This is a genomic window from Thiohalorhabdus sp., from assembly GCF_036628635.1.
Taxonomy (GTDB): domain Bacteria; phylum Pseudomonadota; class Gammaproteobacteria; order Thiohalorhabdales; family Thiohalorhabdaceae; genus Thiohalorhabdus.
This window is the reverse complement of record NZ_JAZKRM010000054.1, coordinates 1-14254: the sequence shown is the minus strand read 5'-3', so window position 1 is coordinate 14254 and position 14254 is coordinate 1. Positions and strand designations below refer to the sequence as shown.

The window sequence follows — 14254 nt, the reverse complement described above, 5'->3', positions numbered from 1 at the left end:
TCAAACCAAGAAGCCGATTCCCGGAGTTCCGCGAAGAACCAAAAAAAAGGCCCCGGGCCAGGGACCGGGGCCTTTTTACATGGCGGGCACCGGGTTCAGTGGATATCCCGCCAGTATTCCTTCTTGACCAGATAGGTTAGGACACCCAGGACAACCAGGAAAAGCAGAACCCAGGGGCCCATGCTCTGGCGGGCCAGGATCGAGGGATCCGCGGCGTACTTCAAGAAGGAAACCAGGTTCTGGACCTTGGTATCCAGCTGCTCGGGGACCTCCGGGTATTCCACGTGGCCGTCCTCGCCGACGTGGGCCTGGGAAAGCTCGTCGTAATAACCCGGCGCGTCGTCGGTGAGGTGATAAAGCACATTGGGCATGCTTACCTGGGCAAACACGTGGTTGTCCCAGCCGGTGGCGGTATCCGCCCGGTAGAAGGCCAGCAGGTAGGAGTACACCCAGTCCGCGCCCCGCACCCGGGTAACCAGGGACAGGTCCGGAGCGGGCGCGCCGAACCAGGCCTCGGCCTGCTCCCCGGTCATGGCCGATTTCATTTTGTCGTTGATATTGACGGTGCCCTGCATGAGCTCGTCCTCGACACCGCTCTTGGTCATGCCGAGGTCCTCCTGCAAATTGCTGTAGCGGAAATACTTTGCCGAATGGCAGCCCATGCAGTTCTGGGCAAAGGTCTTGGCCCCTTTGCTCAGGGATTCCTTGTCAAGCTTCGGTTCCATATGCATCGCCGCCTCGCCGCCGGCACCCAGGGCGACCCCCGGTAGGGCAACAAGGCTCATAACGATTATTGCGATCCAATTCCTCATGAGTGCGTCACCCCTATTTGGTCACCCGTTCCGGGACCGGCTTCGGCTTTTCCCATTTCGATACGAACGGCAGCGCGATGAAGAAGGCGAAATAGATCCCCGTGAAGATCTGCGCGAACATGGTGTAGGTCGCCGTGGCCGGCTTCCCGCCTAACCACATCAGGACCACGAAGCTGATAGCGAAAAGGATCACCATCTGCTTGTAGATCGGGCGATAGCGCGCAGACTTGACCTTGGAACGGTCCAGCCAGGGCAGCAAGAACAGCAGCGCGATGGCGAGGACCATCAGGAGAACACCCATATCCTGGTTGGGCACCGCGCGCAGGATGGCGTAGAAGGTGCCGAAGTACCATACCGGTTTGATGTGGTCGGGGGTGTTTAGAGGATCCGCTGGTGTGAAGTTGTCATGCTCCAGAAAGTAACCGCCCAATGTGGGCATGTAGAAGATGATCACCGTGGCCACCGCCAGGAAGACCACTGCTCCGAAGATGTCCTTGACAGTGTAGTACGGATGGAAGGGGATGCCGTCCTTGGGAATCCCGTTGCCATCCTTGTTCTTCTTGATATCCACGCCGTCGGGATTGTTGGATCCCACCTCGTGCAGGGCGATCAGGTGCACGGCCACCAGCAGGATCAGCACGATGGGCAAGGCCACCACGTGGAAGGCGAAGAAGCGGTTCAGGGTCGGGTCGGAAATGGAGAAACCGCCACGGATCCATTCGGCCAGATCCGGCCCCACGTAGGGAACGGCGGTGAACAGGTTAACGATCACCTGGGCGCCCCAGTAGGACATCTGCCCCCAGGGCAGCACGTAGCCCATGAAGGCCTCGGCCATGAGCGCCAGGTAGATCACCATGCCCACCAGCCACACCAGCTCGCGGGGCCCCTTGAAGGAGCCGTAAATGAGGGCGCGGAACATGTGCAGATAGATCACGATGAAGAACAGCGAGGCCCCGGTGGTGTGCATGTACCGGATTAGCCAGCCGTAGTTCACATCGCGCATGATGTGCTCGATGGAGTCGAAGGCCATGCCGGCATCCGGCTTGTAGTGCATGGTCAGCCAGATGCCGGACACGATCTGCACCACCAGCACCAACAGCGCGAAGGACCCGAAAAAATAGAATAAGTTGAAGTTCTTGGGCGCGTAGTACTCGGTGAGGTGCTCGCGCAGGTTCCGCATTAAGGGATAGCGAGCGTCCACCCAGTCGATGAATCGGTTCACGGTAGCTCCCTTTTAAGCCGGCTTACCGATGCGGAGTTCGCTATCGGAAAGGAATTCGTAGAAGGGTACCGCCATATTGCGCGGGGCGGGGCTTCCCGCCATCACCCGGCCGGAGAAATCGTAGCCGGAGCCGTGGCACGGACAGAAGAAGCCGCCCTCCCACTTGGCAGACCAGAAATCCCCGCCCGGCTCGGGATTGTAGCTGGGGATGCAGCCCAGGTGGGTACAGATGGCGACCATGACCAGCCACTCGGGCTCGCGGGAGCGGTGGGGGTTTGCCGCGAAGTCGGGCTGCTCCGAGGCGCTGGAGTCGGGATCCTTGAGCTGATCCACGACCGCTGGATCCTCCAGGGTCTCCAGCATCTCGGGCGTTCGCCGGACGATCCACACCGGCTTGCCCTGCCAGCTGACGGTGATGCGCTGTCCGGGCTCGATCTTGGTCAGATCGACGGTCTTGGTGGCCTTGGCCTGCACCGCAGCACTCGGGGACATGCTCCGGATGAAGGGGACAGCGGCGTAGCCGACGCCTACCGCACCCACCACGCCGGCGGTCCAATTCAAGATCCGCCGCCGGTTGGGGTTTACACTGTCCGTACTCATAGCTCCTCCTGGGACGGGAAAGGCATCTACTCCGGGAACGCACCAAGGCTTTGCGGGAACTGCGCTGCCCTACCAGGGGAATCCGCAAGGGCGGCGCCGGATTCGCCTTACGCGCTCCGGGATTAAAGCCGACATCCACGGAAATCGCTGCTCTTTTGGCAACAGCGCACCCGGCGTGAAATGGGCGTCACCGATCAAGTCGGGGCAGAATGCATCCGGAAGCGGCCAATCAGCCGCCATAGGTTCGGCGATGCAAGGGGACGGGTCAAGGCCAGCCGATTCTGGGCCTGCATAAAAGAAATTGATTATTCTCCGAAGACCGCGCTTTAGGCAGGGTTGGGGATATCAACAAAACGATGCCATAGCCCGTAGCGCTCGGCCAGGTGGCTGCCCAGCGCAGCGACACCCAGGCGTTCGGTGGCGTGGTGACCTGCGGCTACGAAGTGGATGCCCATCTCCCGCGCCATATGGGTAGCACGCTCGTTGGACTCCCCGGTCAGGTAAAGGTCGTAGCCGGCTTGGGCAGCGTCCGCAACCAAGTCCGGAGCCCCGCCGCTGCACAGAGCGATGCGGCGAACCGTTGTCTGCGGACCCGCCACATGCAAGGACCGGGTCCCCAGGGACTCGTCTACCCCGGCCACGAAGGACCGGGGCTCGGTGGCGGCGGCAAGGTGGCCTCCCAGGCCGACGGCAGCCCCCTCGAGCTCGCCGAATGGCTCGGCCGGCTCCACCCCCAGCACCCGGGCGAGCCCGGCGTTGTTACCCACTTCGGGGTGGCGGTCCAGGGGCAAGTGGTAGGCCAACAGCGACATGCCTGCCTGCATCAGGGTCCGGACGCGGCGCCCCTTCATGCCCACCAGCGCGGGATCCTCGCCTTTCCAGAAATAACCGTGATGGACCAGCACCAGATCCGCGCCCCCGGCGACCGCCTCGTCGAGCAGGGCCTGGCAGGCGGTCACGCCGGAGACGATCGTGGAAACTGGGGTGCACCCCGCTACCTGGAGGCCGTTCACGGTGAAATCCCCGACGGCATCAACGGCCAGGTAGTCGTTGCAGTAGGCCACCAGCTCGTCGCGATCCACTGCCATGGCGGGAGCACCTCAGAGTTTTAAGTAGTTAAGTATTAAGTAATTAAGTTAACAGCGCAGGCATCGGTCCCTGCCCCGAAGCGGCGATCTACCCGCCTACCCGATTTATGCCTTAACTACTTACTACTTACCCCACTTGTTCCCCCTTTTACGACTCGCCCTCTACGGCCTCTTCGTCCTCGGCGGAGCGGGTCTTGATGCGGGTGGACAGGATAATGCCAAGCTCGAACAGGAGCCAAATGGGGAAGCCCAGCAGTATCTGGGAGATCACATCCGGGGGGGTGATCAGAGCGGCCAGGATGAAGCCGCCGGCGAACACGTAGCGGCGCTTGGCGCGCAGGCCCTGGACCGTCACCGCGCCCAGCCGGACCAGGGCCATGCAGACAATGGGGACCTGAAAGGAGGCGCCGAATGCCAGAAGAAGGGTGATGGAAAAGCCCAGATACTCCTTCATGGTGGGCATGGCCATGATGTCGTCGGTGGCGAAGCCCACCAGGAACTTGAAGGCCAGAGGGAAGACCAGGAAGAAGCTGAAGGCGGCACCGAGGAAGAACAAAAACACCGACAGCAGCAACACCGGAAAGAACACCCGACGCTCGGACCGGTACAGTCCCGGGGCCACGAACGCCCAGAACTGGTAAAGCACCACCGGCACGGCCAGCAGGAAACCGGCCAGCAGGGTGATCTTGAGGTAGGTGAAGAACGCCTCGGCCGGATTGGTGAAGATGAACGAGGATTTTTCCGGAAGCACCCGGGTCATGGGCTCGATCAGGAAGGCGAAGACGCGCTCCTTGAACGGGTAGGCTATCGCCGCTCCCACCAGGACCGCCCCCATGGCCCGGGTGAGTCGGCTCTTGAGCTCCATGAGGTGGCCGAGCAGGGTTTCGGATTGCTGCTCGCCGGATTCAGCCACGGTGGTCGTCGTCCCGCTGCTCGTCGTCCTCTTCCAACTCCCGCTCCATGTCGGAGGCAGCCTGCTCCTCCACATCGGGGAAGGTACCGCCACCCTGTTCGGCTTCTAACGCCTCCGGCGGCTCATCGCTGTCGGTTTCAGCCTGTTCCTCGCCGGTACCGGCCGGGATTTCGGCGGCCTCGTTGGAGGTATCCGCTTCGACCTCGGTCTCGCGCCGATTTGCCCCCGATTTTTTGCCCGAATCCCCGCCGGAGCTATCCAACGAACGGTTGGTCTCGGTGGCCTGCCGGGTCTGGCGGTCCAGCTCGCTAAAGTTCAGGTCCTGATCCAGCTCCGATTTCATGGAGTCCAGGTACTGCTTGGCCTGGTGGACCCAACCGCCCACGGTCCGGGCCACCTCGGGAAGGCGCTCGGGCCCCACCACCAGCAGGAGGATGAGGCCGACCACCAGCATCTCGATGAAGCCGATATCGAACATGGAAGCGGAGGCTCCGGACGGGAACGGAGCCGCGTCACCAGGACGCGGCGCGAAGAGAGATGGGGCCGGTTACTTTTTTTCCTGGTCCTTTTGCTCGACGGTGCTGCCCTCGATGGTCTCGCCCTGGCTGTGCTCCAGGGTATCGGGCTTGGCCTGGCTCTCGCCCTCCTCTTCGGGCCCACCCTCGTCCACGGACTTCTTGAAGCCGCGGATGCCCTTGCCAAGGGCACTGCCGATCTCCGGCAACTTGCCGGCACCGAAGAACACCAGCACGATCAAAAGCACGATCAACAGCTCGGGAACGCCGAATCCACCAAACATGGCCTACTTCCTTCGGGTCGTGGTACAGATCAGTCGGGGTTACGCGCGGCCTTTTCGGCATGGCCGGAGGTACCCATCCGGCGCTCCAGCTCGGCCAGCACGTCGTCGGGGCCGAGGCCTTGCTCGGCCAGCATGATCAGGCTGTGGAACCACAGGTCCGCAGTTTCCGAAACTACCGCATCGCGGCCACCGTCCTTGGCGGCCAACAGCACCTCCGTGGCCTCCTCGCCAACCTTCTGCAGGATCTTGTTGCGCCCCTCGGCGTACAGCGAGGCAACGTAGGAGCTGTCGGCCGGGGCGCCCTTGCGCGCCTCCAGCACCTGCGCCACCTGGTTCAGAACGTCGCCGCTCATCCCTGCATCTCGTGGCAGTCGGGCGCCGGCGCCACCTCGACCCAGGCGTCGCCCTCCAAGCGCTGGAAGAAGCAATTGCGCCGATCGGTGTGGCAAGCGGGGCCAGTTTGGCGCACGCGCAGCAGGACAGCGTCATTGTCGCAATCCAGCCGAATTTCGGCCACGTCCTGCAGGTGGCCAGAAGACTCGCCCTTGCGCCACAGCTTGGACCGCGAGCGAGACCAGAAGGTCGCGTAGCCTTCGCGGGCCGTTGCAGCCAGGGCATCGCGGTTCATATACGCCTGCATCAGTACCTCGCCGGTATCAGCCTCCTGGACGATGGCCACCACTAACCCGTCATGATCCCATTTTACCTGTTCCAGCCAGATTTCGCCGGAATTGTCAGAGCTCATTGGCGTACCTCGATGTCAGCCTCGAACAGGGCCTGCTTGGCCTCGGCGATGGTGAATTCGCCGAAGTGGAAGATGGAGGCGGCGAGCACCGCGTCGGCGCCGCCGTCGCGAATGCCTTCCACGAGGTGGATAAGGTTGCCCACCCCGCCCGAGGCAATCACGGGAACCGGGACCGCATCGCTCACTGCCTGGGTCAGGGCCAAGTCAAAGCCGTCCTTGGTGCCGTCGCGGTCCATGCTGGTGAGCAGTATCTCGCCGGCGCCGCGCTCGGTCACCTCGCGCGCCCATTGCAGGGCGTCGATGCCGGTATCGGTGCGGCCTCCATGGGTGAACACGTGCCATTCGTGATCCCCCACCGACTTGGCGTCGATGGCCACCACGATGCACTGAGAGCCGAAGCGTCGGGCGGCCTCGCTGACGACCTCCGGATCCTTCACCGCCGCGGTGTTGATGGCCACCTTGTCCGCCCCGGCCCGCAGCAGCCGGCGCACGTCGTCGCCGGTGCGCACGCCGCCGCCCACTGTGAGGGGGATGAAGGTCTGGGCCGCCACCTGCTCCACCACCTCGACAATAGTGTCGCGACCCTCATGGCTGGCGGTGATGTCCAGGAACACCACCTCGTCGGCGCCGGCTTCGTCGTAGCGCCGGGCGACCTCCACCGGGTCACCGGCATCGCGAATCTCGGTAAAGCGCACGCCCTTGACCACGCGCCCGGCGTCCACGTCCAGACAGGGAATGACCCGTTTAGCCAGCATCGTCGGTCGCCACTTGGTTGGCCTCGGCGAAGTCCAGGGTGCCCTCGTAGATGGCGCGGCCGGTGATGGCGCCGGTGACGCCGTCGGCCTCGATGGTCTTGAGGGCCCGGATGTCGTCGAGGCTGTGAATGCCGCCGGAAGCGATCACCGGAATGCCCAGGGCCCGGGCCAGCGCCCGGGTGGCCGCCACGTTGGGGCCGGTTAGCATGCCGTCACGGCCGATGTCGGTGTAGACAATAGCCTCCACCCCCAGGTCCTCGAACCGGGCCGCCAGCTCGGTAACGTCGTGATCGGTGACCTGGGACCAGCCCTCTACCGCCACCTTGCCATCACGGGCGTCCAGCCCAACCATGATGTGGCCGGGGAACTCCCTGGCGGCTTGGCGTGCGAAGTCCGGGGCGTTCACCGCGCCGGTGCCTAGGATGACGAATTGGACGCCGGCGTCCAGGTGGGCCTCGATGGTAGCCAGATCGCGGATACCGCCACCGAGCTGCACCGGCACGTCGCCAGCCTCTTCGGTGATGGCGCGGATGGCGGCATCGTTCACCGGGCGGCCCTTGAGGGCGCCGTTTAGGTCGACGATGTGCAATCGCCGGGCACCGGCATCCAGCCAGCGGCGAGCGGTGGCGGCGGGATCCTCGGAATAGACCGTGGATTCGGCCATATCCCCCTGGCGCAGCCGGACGCAGGCGCCGTCCTTTAGATCGATGGCCGGGATCAAAAGCAAGATACCACCCTCAATGAGTGAGGAGTAAGGCGTGAAGGAAGGGGTGTGACGGCCCAGCAGACGCCCCGAGCTTGGACCCAAACCTTGTCGGGTTCCTTGTCACGCCGGGTCCCAGGCAACGAAGTTGGCCAGTACCTGAAGCCCACGGTCCGAACTCTTCTCGGGGTGGAATTGCACGGCGAACAGGTTCTCGCTGGCCACTGCCGAGGTGAACTGGATGCCGTGCACCGTGGCCGCGGCGATGATATCGGGGCCGGCAGGCTCGACGATGTAGGAGTGCACGAAATAGAAGTGGCTGCCGTCTTTAATGCCGGCCCACATGGGATGCTCGGATTCCATGAAATGGACGCGGTTCCAGCCCATGTGGGGAACCTTCAGGCGGTGACCAGCGTTATCCACCATGGCTTCGGCCGGGAACGGCACCACCTGCCCGGGAAGCAGGCCCAGGGCGTCGTGCTCGCCGTATTCCAGCGAGGTCTCCATGAGGGCCTGCATGCCCAGACAGATCCCTAAGAAGGGCTTGGTCCGCGCCGCCGCCACCACCGCCTCGCGCAGTCCCTGTTGGTCCAGGGCCGCCAGGCAGTCCTGGATGGCCCCCACCCCGGGGAAAACCACCCGGTCGGCGGCGCGCACCTGCTGGGGCTCAGTGACGGTGGCAACGTCACCGCCCACGTGCTCCAGGGCCTTGGCCACCGAGCGAAGGTTACCCATGCCGTAGTCGATCACGGCGGTGCGATTGCTCATGGGTTACAGACTTCCCTTGGTGGACGGCACCTGGCTCCCGGCGGTGGGGTCCGCGGCCACGGCGAAGCGCAGGGCGCGGCCGAAGGCCTTGAAGGCGGACTCGCTGATGTGGTGGGCGTTGCCCCCCCGCAGGTTGTCCAGGTGCACGGTCAGGGCGGCATGGTTCACCAGCCCGCCGAAGAACTCCTTGATCAGGTCCACGTCGAAATCGCCGATCCACCCGCGCTCGAAGCGCAGGTGGTATTCCAGGCCGGGCCGGCCGGATAGGTCCACCACCGCCCGCGACAAGGCCTCGTCCAGCGGGCAGTAGGCGTGGCCGTAGCGGTAGATACCGCGCTTGTCGCCCACCGCCTGGGCCAGCGCCTGGCCGAAGGTGATGCCCACGTCCTCCACGGTGTGGTGGGCATCGATGGCCAGGTCGCCGGTGGCGGCCACGGTCAGGTCAAAGCCGCCGTGGCGGGCAATCTGGTCCAGCATGTGGTCCAGGAAGGGAACACCGGTACCGTTGTCCGCGTGGCCACTGCCATCGAGCTCCAGGTGGACCCGGATGTCGGTTTCGGCGGTGGTGCGGTGGATCTCGGCGCTGCGCCCGGTCATTGCTTGCCTTCCTTGTTATCCGCCCGGACCCGGTACTCGGCCGATTGGGCATGGGCGGTGAGGCCCTCGGCGCGGGCCAGGACCGCGGCGTGATGACCCAGCTCGCGCGCCGACTCGGGGCTGCAGCCGATGAGGCTGGAGCGCTTCTGGAAATCGTACACCCCCAGCGGCGAGCTGAAGCGCGCTGTGCCCTCGGTAGGCAGAACGTGGTTGGGACCGGCCACATAATCGCCCATGACCTCGGCGGTATGCCGGCCCAGGAAGATGGCCCCGGCATGGCTGATATCCGCCACCAGCGATTGGGGATCGGCCACCGCCAGCTCCAGGTGCTCCGGGGCGATGCGGTCGGTCACCCGCGCCGCCTCGGCCAGATCCTGGACGTGGATCATGGCGCCGCGGTTCTCCAGGGAGCGGCGGGCGATCTCGGCGCGATTGAGGGTCTCCAGCAGGCTGCGCAGGCTGGCCAGAACCTGGTCCATGTGGCCGGCGTCGGGGCTGACCAGGATGGCCTGGGCGTCCTCGTCGTGCTCTGCCTGGGACAGCAGATCCATGGCCAGCCAGTCGGGGTCGGGGGTGCCGTCGCTGATTACTGCGATCTCGCTGGGGCCGGCGATCATGTCGATACCGACGCGGCCGAAAACCAGCCGCTTGGCGGTGGCCACGTAGCGGTTGCCGGGGCCCACGATCTTATCCACCGGCGGCACCGACTCGGTGCCGAAGGCGAGCGCGCCCACCGCCTGCGCGCCGCCCACGGTGAAGGCCACGTCCACCCCGGCCACCGCGGCCGCGGCCAGCACCAGGTCGTGGAGCTCGCCGCCGGGGCTGGGCACGGCCATAACCACTTCGCCCACCCCGGCCACCTTGGCCGGGATGGTGTTCATCAGAACGGTGGAGGGATAGGCCGCCGTGCCGCCGGGGATGTAGACACCAACACGGTCCAGCGGTGTCACCTTCTGGCCCAGCAGGGTCCCGGACTCGTCGGTGTAGGACCAGTCCTTCTCCTTCTGGCGCTGGTGGAACTCGCGGATACGGGCAGCCGCTGACTCCAACGCCTCACGCTGGTCGCCCGGTATGCGCTCCAGGGCCGCCTCCATGCGGTCGCGCGAGATGGCCAGCGAGGCCATGGTGGTGTTCTCGACGCGGTCGAACTTGTGGGTGTAGGCGAGCACTGCGGCATCACCCTCGGCGCGCACGCGGTCGAGGATGGCGCGCACTGTTTCCTCCAGCTCGCGATCGTCGCCCTCTTCCCAGGCGAGCAGGGCGTCGAGCTCCTCGTCGAAGCGCTTGTCCGAGCTGTTCAGTCGGCGCATGGGCATTGCGGCGCTCCTGTCCTTAGCCGGCTGCCGCCTGGCCGCCCACGGCGCCGGCCAGGCTGTCGATGAGATCGGAAACCAGGGGGTGCTTAAGCTTCAGGGCCGCCTTGTTGACCACCAGACGGCTGGAGATCTCAAACAGGTCCTCCACTTCCACCAGCCCGTTCTCCTTGAGGGTGCGTCCGCTGCTGACCAGGTCCACGATGCGGTCGGCCAGCCCCACCAGCGGCGCAAGCTCCATGGACCCGTAGAGCTTGATAATCTGGGTCTGAACGCCCTGCTCGGCGAAGAAGCTCTCGGTGATCCGGGGGTATTTGGTGGCGATGCGCACGCGGTCCCAGCGGGTCGGATCGTCATTCGCCGCCAGTCCCTCGGGCTCGGCCACCACCATGCGGCAGCGGCCGATGCCTAAATCCACCGGCTCATAGAGGTCGGCCCCGGATTCCAGCACCACGTCCCGTCCGGCCACGCCGAGATCGGCGGCACCAAACTCGACATAGGTGGGCACATCGGTGGCCCGCACGATGATCAGCTCCACCCCGGGGCGGTTGGTGGCCACCACCAGCCGGCGGGAGGCCTCCGGGTCTTCCGCCGGCCGGATCCCGACCTCCTCCAGCAGGGGCAGGGTCTCCTCCAGAATGCGGCCCTTGGACAGGGCGATAGTCAGCTTCGAGTCGAGCATGGGTCTTCCGAAACCAGTGTTAAGTAATTAAGTATTAAGTAGTTAAGCTGTAACGGCGAGGCCCGGGCTACGGGGCTTGCCTGCTCAAAACTTACTGCCTATCCGCCTTACTCAGAAATTGTGCTGGTGGGAGGGGCTACCAGCCCCGACTGGTTTCAGAAGCACTTCCTGTCGCGGCCAATGGCCGCTCCCACAGGCATCGAGTTTGAATTCCGGCCTGCTTCCTGACCAAACCGGATAGCCACGTAATACTTAATACTTAACTACTTCAAACTTAATTACTTGACTATTTAAAACTCGCTTTTCCTTCGGAAAAGCTACGCCGGCACCCGCCGCACGTCGGCGCCGAGCAGGGCGAGCTTCTCCTCGATGCGCTCGTAGCCACGGTCAATGTGGTAGATGCGCTCAACCGCCGATTCGCCCTCGGCCACCAGACCGGCCAGAACCAGGGAAGCCGAGGCGCGCAGGTCGGTGGCCATGACCGGGGCGCCTGTAAGACCCCCAACGCCGCGCACGAAGGCGGTATTGCCGGAGAGCTCGATCTCCGCCCCCATGCGCTGGAGCTCCTGGACGTGCATGAAACGATTCTCGAACACCGTTTCGGTCACTGTGGCACCGCCAGCGGCGAGCACATCCAGCACCATGAGCTGGGCCTGCATATCCGTGGGAAAGCCCGGATAGGGCTGAGTTCGCAAGTTAGCCGCGATAGGCCGCCGGTCCATGCGCGCCCGGATCCAGTCGCCGCCCAGGGTGATCTCGGCGCCCATCTCGCGCAGCTTGTCGATCACCGCCTCCACGTGGCCGGGACGCGCGCCCTGCAGGGTGACGTCGCCGCGGGTGACGGCGGCGGCCGCAATGTAAGTGCCGGCCTCGATGCGGTCGGGCAGGATGGCGTGCTCCACACCGTCCAGCCGGTCCACCCCCTCGATCACCAGCTCGTCGGTGCCGATGCCGGAGATGCTGGCCCCCATGCGGTTGAGGCACTCGGCCAGGTCCGAGACCTCCGGTTCGCGCGCCGCATTCTCCAGGACCGTGACGCCTTCCGCCATGGTGGCGGCCATCATCAGATTCTCGGTGCCGGTCACCGAAGCCTGGTCAAAGAAGAACCGGGTGCCCTTGAGGCGCGGTGCGCGCGCCTTGATGTAGCCCTCCTCCACCTCGATCTCGGCGCCCATGGCCTCCAGACCCTTGAGGTGGAGGTTCACCGGCCGGGTGCCGATAGCGCAGCCACCGGGCAGGCTTACCTCGGCCTCGCCGTACCGGGCCAGAAGCGGTCCCAGCACCAGGATGGAGGCCCGCATGGTCTTGACCAGCTCGTAGGGGGCGCGCAGCGAAGTGATATCGGTGGCATCCACCTCGACGCTCATGCGCTCACCGATAATGACCCGAGCACCCAGCTGCCCGAGCAGCTCGATGGTGGTGGTGACATCCCGCAGGTGGGGGACGTTGGTGAAGTACATGGGATTTTCGGCCAGTAGCGAGGCCGCCAGAAGCGGCAGCGCCGCGTTTTTGGCGCCGCTGATCCGGACCTCGCCCTCCAGCCGATTGCCCCCCCGTAGGATGATCTTGTCCAAGTACCTCCTCGCCCCTGAGCCGGTGATCAATAAAGGGCCAATTAAACCACACCGGCTGCCGGCGCAGCCATAGCGGCCCGGGACCCGAACTAACGAACTCGGCCGCCCCGTAGGGCGGCCGAAGAAAGGCTCGGAAGGCTGCGCCTCAGCCCTTGACTACGCTCTCCAGCTCGCCGTTCTGGTACATCTCCAGCATGATGTCGCTGCCCCCGACGAACTCGCCGTCGACATAGAGCTGGGGGATGGTCGGCCAGTCGGAGAACTCCTTGATGCCCTCGCGGACCTGGTTATCCTCGAGGACGTTGACGTCCTCGAAGTCCACCCCCAGGTTCTGGAGGATCTGCACCGAACGACCGGAGAACCCGCACTGCGGGAAGTCCTTGCTGCCCTTCATGAAAAGGACGATCCGGTTGTTGTTGACGGTTTCCTCGATCTTGCTGCTGACGGCTTCATCCATTAGCTAAAAACCTCCTTCCGGAACCAGTCCGGCAGGGCTAGCGGTTAGCCGGCGGGATTCAGCCACCGGGCACGCGGCCCTGCTAGCTGGGATTGTTGGCCTCGACCATGGCCTGATACTGCTCAGGGGTGAAGGTCTTGAGCTCCAGGGCGTGGAGCTCGGCGCCGAGCTCCTCGCCGAAGCAGGCGTAGACCCTCCGGTGTTGTTTGACTTTGGGCATGCCCTCGAATTCCGAGGAAACCACCAGGGCCTGGAAGTGCTTTCCATCCCCCTGGACATTGACCTCGGCGTCGGGCATGTCGGCCTGAATCTGGCTCTTGACGGTTTCCACATCCATTGCGCGCTTCCTGCCTTCATTGCCGGTACCCCCGCCTCCCGGCCGGTGCCCGGGCTCCGGGACGGGGGTAGAGTCTCCCACCAAAAGGGTCGGGTTTAGGTGTCCATCCTACCCGATCCGATCCCTGCGGGAAAAGCGTATATTACCGGCCCCTAATTCGGAAATAAAAATCGTTCCCATTTGTATTGACACGCCCACCCACCGCCGGTACGGTTCGCTTTCGAAGTTGATAATCGTTCCCATTCGTTTAAACCGCATTGGAGGTGCGCCCTATGCAGTCAATCACGCGCCCGTTGGCCACCGCGGTGCTCGCCGCCGGCCTGGCCACTCCGGCCCAAGCCCAGGAGGGCGACGCCGAGCAGCGCCTCGAGGAGCTGGAGAAGAAGGTCGACATCCTCTCCCAGGAGGTCGAGGGCAGCCGCCGCGAGGGCCTGGTCGCCGAGGAGTACGACTACCAGCCCGCCCGCGGCGTGGGTCCGGCCGGCGCCAAGATCTACTCCGTGGACCAGGGCCTGTCCATCGGCGGCTACGGTGAGGGCTACTACCGCAGCTCCTCCATCGACGGCGCCGACCGCACCGACTTCTACCGCCAGATCTTCTACTTCGGCTACCGCTTCAACGACTGGATCCTGCTCAACACCGAGATCGAGTTCGAGCATGTGGACGAGGTATTCCTGGAGTTCGCCTACCTGGACTTCCTCCTGCACGACGCCGCCAACGTACGCGCCGGCCTGATGCTCACGCCCATGGGCTTCATCAACGAGGTCCACGAGCCCACCACCTACTTCGGCAACATCCGGCCCACGGTGGAGCGCCAGATCATCCCCACCACCAGCCGCGAGAACGGCGTGGGGCTGTACGGCAACCTGACCGACACCCTGGAGTACCG

18 protein-coding genes and 1 pseudogene are annotated in these 14254 nt (G+C 64.5%); 1 reads left to right on the top strand and 18 read right to left on the bottom strand.

What is annotated here, in order from left to right:
• Window positions 1–95: 95 nt before the first annotated feature.
• The 18 genes from V5A19_RS12360 to V5A19_RS12275 form a co-directional block, all read right to left on the bottom strand.
• Window positions 96–725 (bottom strand): cytochrome c1, encoded by a 630-nt coding sequence (locus V5A19_RS12360; protein ID WP_332319501.1) that lies wholly within the window; start codon window positions 723–725, stop codon window positions 96–98.
• A gap of 100 nt (window positions 726–825) precedes the next feature.
• Window positions 826–1992 carry a cytochrome b gene (locus tag V5A19_RS12355; protein ID WP_443081455.1) on the bottom strand — a complete coding sequence of 389 codons (1167 nt, stop codon included), beginning with the start codon at window positions 1990–1992 and terminating at the stop codon, window positions 826–828.
• A 54-nt stretch (window positions 1993–2046) separates the two neighbouring features.
• On the bottom strand, window positions 2047–2634 hold the full coding sequence (petA, locus tag V5A19_RS12350) for a ubiquinol-cytochrome c reductase iron-sulfur subunit (RefSeq protein ID WP_332319503.1): 588 nt from the start codon (window positions 2632–2634) through the stop codon (window positions 2047–2049).
• A 326-nt stretch (window positions 2635–2960) separates the two neighbouring features.
• Window positions 2961–3722: a Nif3-like dinuclear metal center hexameric protein gene (locus V5A19_RS12345; RefSeq protein WP_332319504.1), complete on the bottom strand. Its 762-nt coding sequence runs from the start codon at window positions 3720–3722 to the stop codon at window positions 2961–2963.
• A gap of 148 nt (window positions 3723–3870) precedes the next feature.
• The gene (tatC, locus tag V5A19_RS12340; protein WP_332319505.1) at window positions 3871–4635 is read right to left on the bottom strand and encodes a twin-arginine translocase subunit TatC; all 765 of its coding nucleotides are present in this window, start codon (window positions 4633–4635) and stop codon (window positions 3871–3873) included.
• Entirely contained in the window at window positions 4628–5113 is a 486-nt protein-coding gene (gene tatB / locus V5A19_RS12335) for a Sec-independent protein translocase protein TatB (RefSeq protein WP_332319506.1), read from the bottom strand. The genes tatC and tatB overlap by 8 nt, the downstream gene beginning before the upstream one ends.
• A 69-nt stretch (window positions 5114–5182) precedes the next feature.
• Window positions 5183–5434, bottom strand: coding sequence for a twin-arginine translocase TatA/TatE family subunit (tatA, locus tag V5A19_RS12330; protein WP_332319507.1), 252 nt, complete (start codon window positions 5432–5434; stop codon window positions 5183–5185).
• 29 nt (window positions 5435–5463) lie between these two features.
• The gene (locus tag V5A19_RS12325; RefSeq protein WP_332319508.1) at window positions 5464–5787 is read right to left on the bottom strand and encodes a phosphoribosyl-ATP diphosphatase; all 324 of its coding nucleotides are present in this window, start codon (window positions 5785–5787) and stop codon (window positions 5464–5466) included.
• The gene (gene hisI, locus V5A19_RS12320; protein ID WP_332319509.1) at window positions 5784–6179 is read right to left on the bottom strand and encodes a phosphoribosyl-AMP cyclohydrolase; all 396 of its coding nucleotides are present in this window, start codon (window positions 6177–6179) and stop codon (window positions 5784–5786) included. Before hisI ends, V5A19_RS12325 begins: the two co-directional genes overlap by 4 nt.
• On the bottom strand, window positions 6176–6934 hold the full coding sequence (gene hisF / locus V5A19_RS12315; protein WP_332319510.1) for an imidazole glycerol phosphate synthase subunit HisF: 759 nt from the start codon (window positions 6932–6934) through the stop codon (window positions 6176–6178). Before hisF ends, hisI begins: the two co-directional genes overlap by 4 nt.
• A complete protein-coding gene (gene hisA, locus V5A19_RS12310) occupies window positions 6924–7661 on the bottom strand; it encodes a 1-(5-phosphoribosyl)-5-[(5-phosphoribosylamino)methylideneamino]imidazole-4-carboxamide isomerase (RefSeq protein ID WP_332319511.1) in 738 nt (245 codons plus the stop codon). The genes hisF and hisA overlap by 11 nt, the downstream gene beginning before the upstream one ends.
• A gap of 99 nt (window positions 7662–7760) precedes the next feature.
• Window positions 7761–8405, bottom strand: coding sequence for an imidazole glycerol phosphate synthase subunit HisH (hisH, locus tag V5A19_RS12305; protein WP_332319512.1), 645 nt, complete (start codon window positions 8403–8405; stop codon window positions 7761–7763).
• A 3-nt stretch (window positions 8406–8408) separates the two neighbouring features.
• Window positions 8409–9002, bottom strand: a complete 594-nt coding sequence (gene hisB / locus V5A19_RS12300) for an imidazoleglycerol-phosphate dehydratase HisB (protein WP_332319513.1) — start codon at window positions 9000–9002, stop codon at window positions 8409–8411.
• On the bottom strand, window positions 8999–10318 hold the full coding sequence (gene hisD / locus V5A19_RS12295) for a histidinol dehydrogenase (protein WP_443081454.1): 1320 nt from the start codon (window positions 10316–10318) through the stop codon (window positions 8999–9001). The genes hisB and hisD overlap by 4 nt, the downstream gene beginning before the upstream one ends.
• Before the next feature lie 16 nt (window positions 10319–10334).
• Complete coding sequence (gene hisG / locus V5A19_RS12290; protein ID WP_332319514.1) at window positions 10335–10997, bottom strand: ATP phosphoribosyltransferase; 663 nt, start codon at window positions 10995–10997, stop codon at window positions 10335–10337.
• A 317-nt stretch (window positions 10998–11314) separates the two neighbouring features.
• A complete protein-coding gene (murA, locus tag V5A19_RS12285) occupies window positions 11315–12571 on the bottom strand; it encodes a UDP-N-acetylglucosamine 1-carboxyvinyltransferase (protein ID WP_332319515.1) in 1257 nt (418 codons plus the stop codon).
• A gap of 145 nt (window positions 12572–12716) precedes the next feature.
• Complete coding sequence (grxD, locus tag V5A19_RS12280; RefSeq protein ID WP_332319516.1) at window positions 12717–13028, bottom strand: Grx4 family monothiol glutaredoxin; 312 nt, start codon at window positions 13026–13028, stop codon at window positions 12717–12719.
• A gap of 82 nt (window positions 13029–13110) precedes the next feature.
• Entirely contained in the window at window positions 13111–13365 is a 255-nt protein-coding gene (locus tag V5A19_RS12275; protein ID WP_332319517.1) for a BolA family protein, read from the bottom strand.
• Between the two features lie 272 nt (window positions 13366–13637).
• Between V5A19_RS12275 and V5A19_RS12270 the strand changes: the two are divergent.
• Window positions 13638–14254, top strand: a pseudogene (locus V5A19_RS12270) (hypothetical protein); the annotation flags it as partial.

Bases quoted from the DNA above. Each gene is read 5' to 3' on its own strand.
- V5A19_RS12360 (WP_332319501.1), bottom strand. From the start codon at position 725: ATGGAACCGAAGCTTGACAAGGAATCCCTGAGCAAAGGGGCCAAGACC.
- V5A19_RS12355 (WP_443081455.1), bottom strand. From the start codon at position 1,992: ATGCGGAACCTGCGCGAGCACCTCACCGAGTACTACGCGCCCAAGAAC.
- petA (WP_332319503.1), bottom strand. From the start codon at position 2,634: ATGAGTACGGACAGTGTAAACCCCAACCGGCGGCGGATCTTGAATTGG.
- V5A19_RS12345 (WP_332319504.1), bottom strand. From the start codon at position 3,722: ATGGCAGTGGATCGCGACGAGCTGGTGGCCTACTGCAACGACTACCTG.
- tatB (WP_332319506.1), bottom strand. From the start codon at position 5,113: ATGTTCGATATCGGCTTCATCGAGATGCTGGTGGTCGGCCTCATCCTC.
- tatA (WP_332319507.1), bottom strand. From the start codon at position 5,434: ATGTTTGGTGGATTCGGCGTTCCCGAGCTGTTGATCGTGCTTTTGATC.
- V5A19_RS12325 (WP_332319508.1), bottom strand. From the start codon at position 5,787: ATGAGCGGCGACGTTCTGAACCAGGTGGCGCAGGTGCTGGAGGCGCGC.
- hisI (WP_332319509.1), bottom strand. From the start codon at position 6,179: ATGAGCTCTGACAATTCCGGCGAAATCTGGCTGGAACAGGTAAAATGG.
- hisF (WP_332319510.1), bottom strand. From the start codon at position 6,934: ATGCTGGCTAAACGGGTCATTCCCTGTCTGGACGTGGACGCCGGGCGC.
- hisH (WP_332319512.1), bottom strand. From the start codon at position 8,405: ATGAGCAATCGCACCGCCGTGATCGACTACGGCATGGGTAACCTTCGC.
- hisB (WP_332319513.1), bottom strand. From the start codon at position 9,002: ATGACCGGGCGCAGCGCCGAGATCCACCGCACCACCGCCGAAACCGAC.
- hisD (WP_443081454.1), bottom strand. From the start codon at position 10,318: ATGCCCATGCGCCGACTGAACAGCTCGGACAAGCGCTTCGACGAGGAG.
- hisG (WP_332319514.1), bottom strand. From the start codon at position 10,997: ATGCTCGACTCGAAGCTGACTATCGCCCTGTCCAAGGGCCGCATTCTG.
- grxD (WP_332319516.1), bottom strand. From the start codon at position 13,028: ATGGATGAAGCCGTCAGCAGCAAGATCGAGGAAACCGTCAACAACAAC.
- V5A19_RS12275 (WP_332319517.1), bottom strand. From the start codon at position 13,365: ATGGATGTGGAAACCGTCAAGAGCCAGATTCAGGCCGACATGCCCGAC.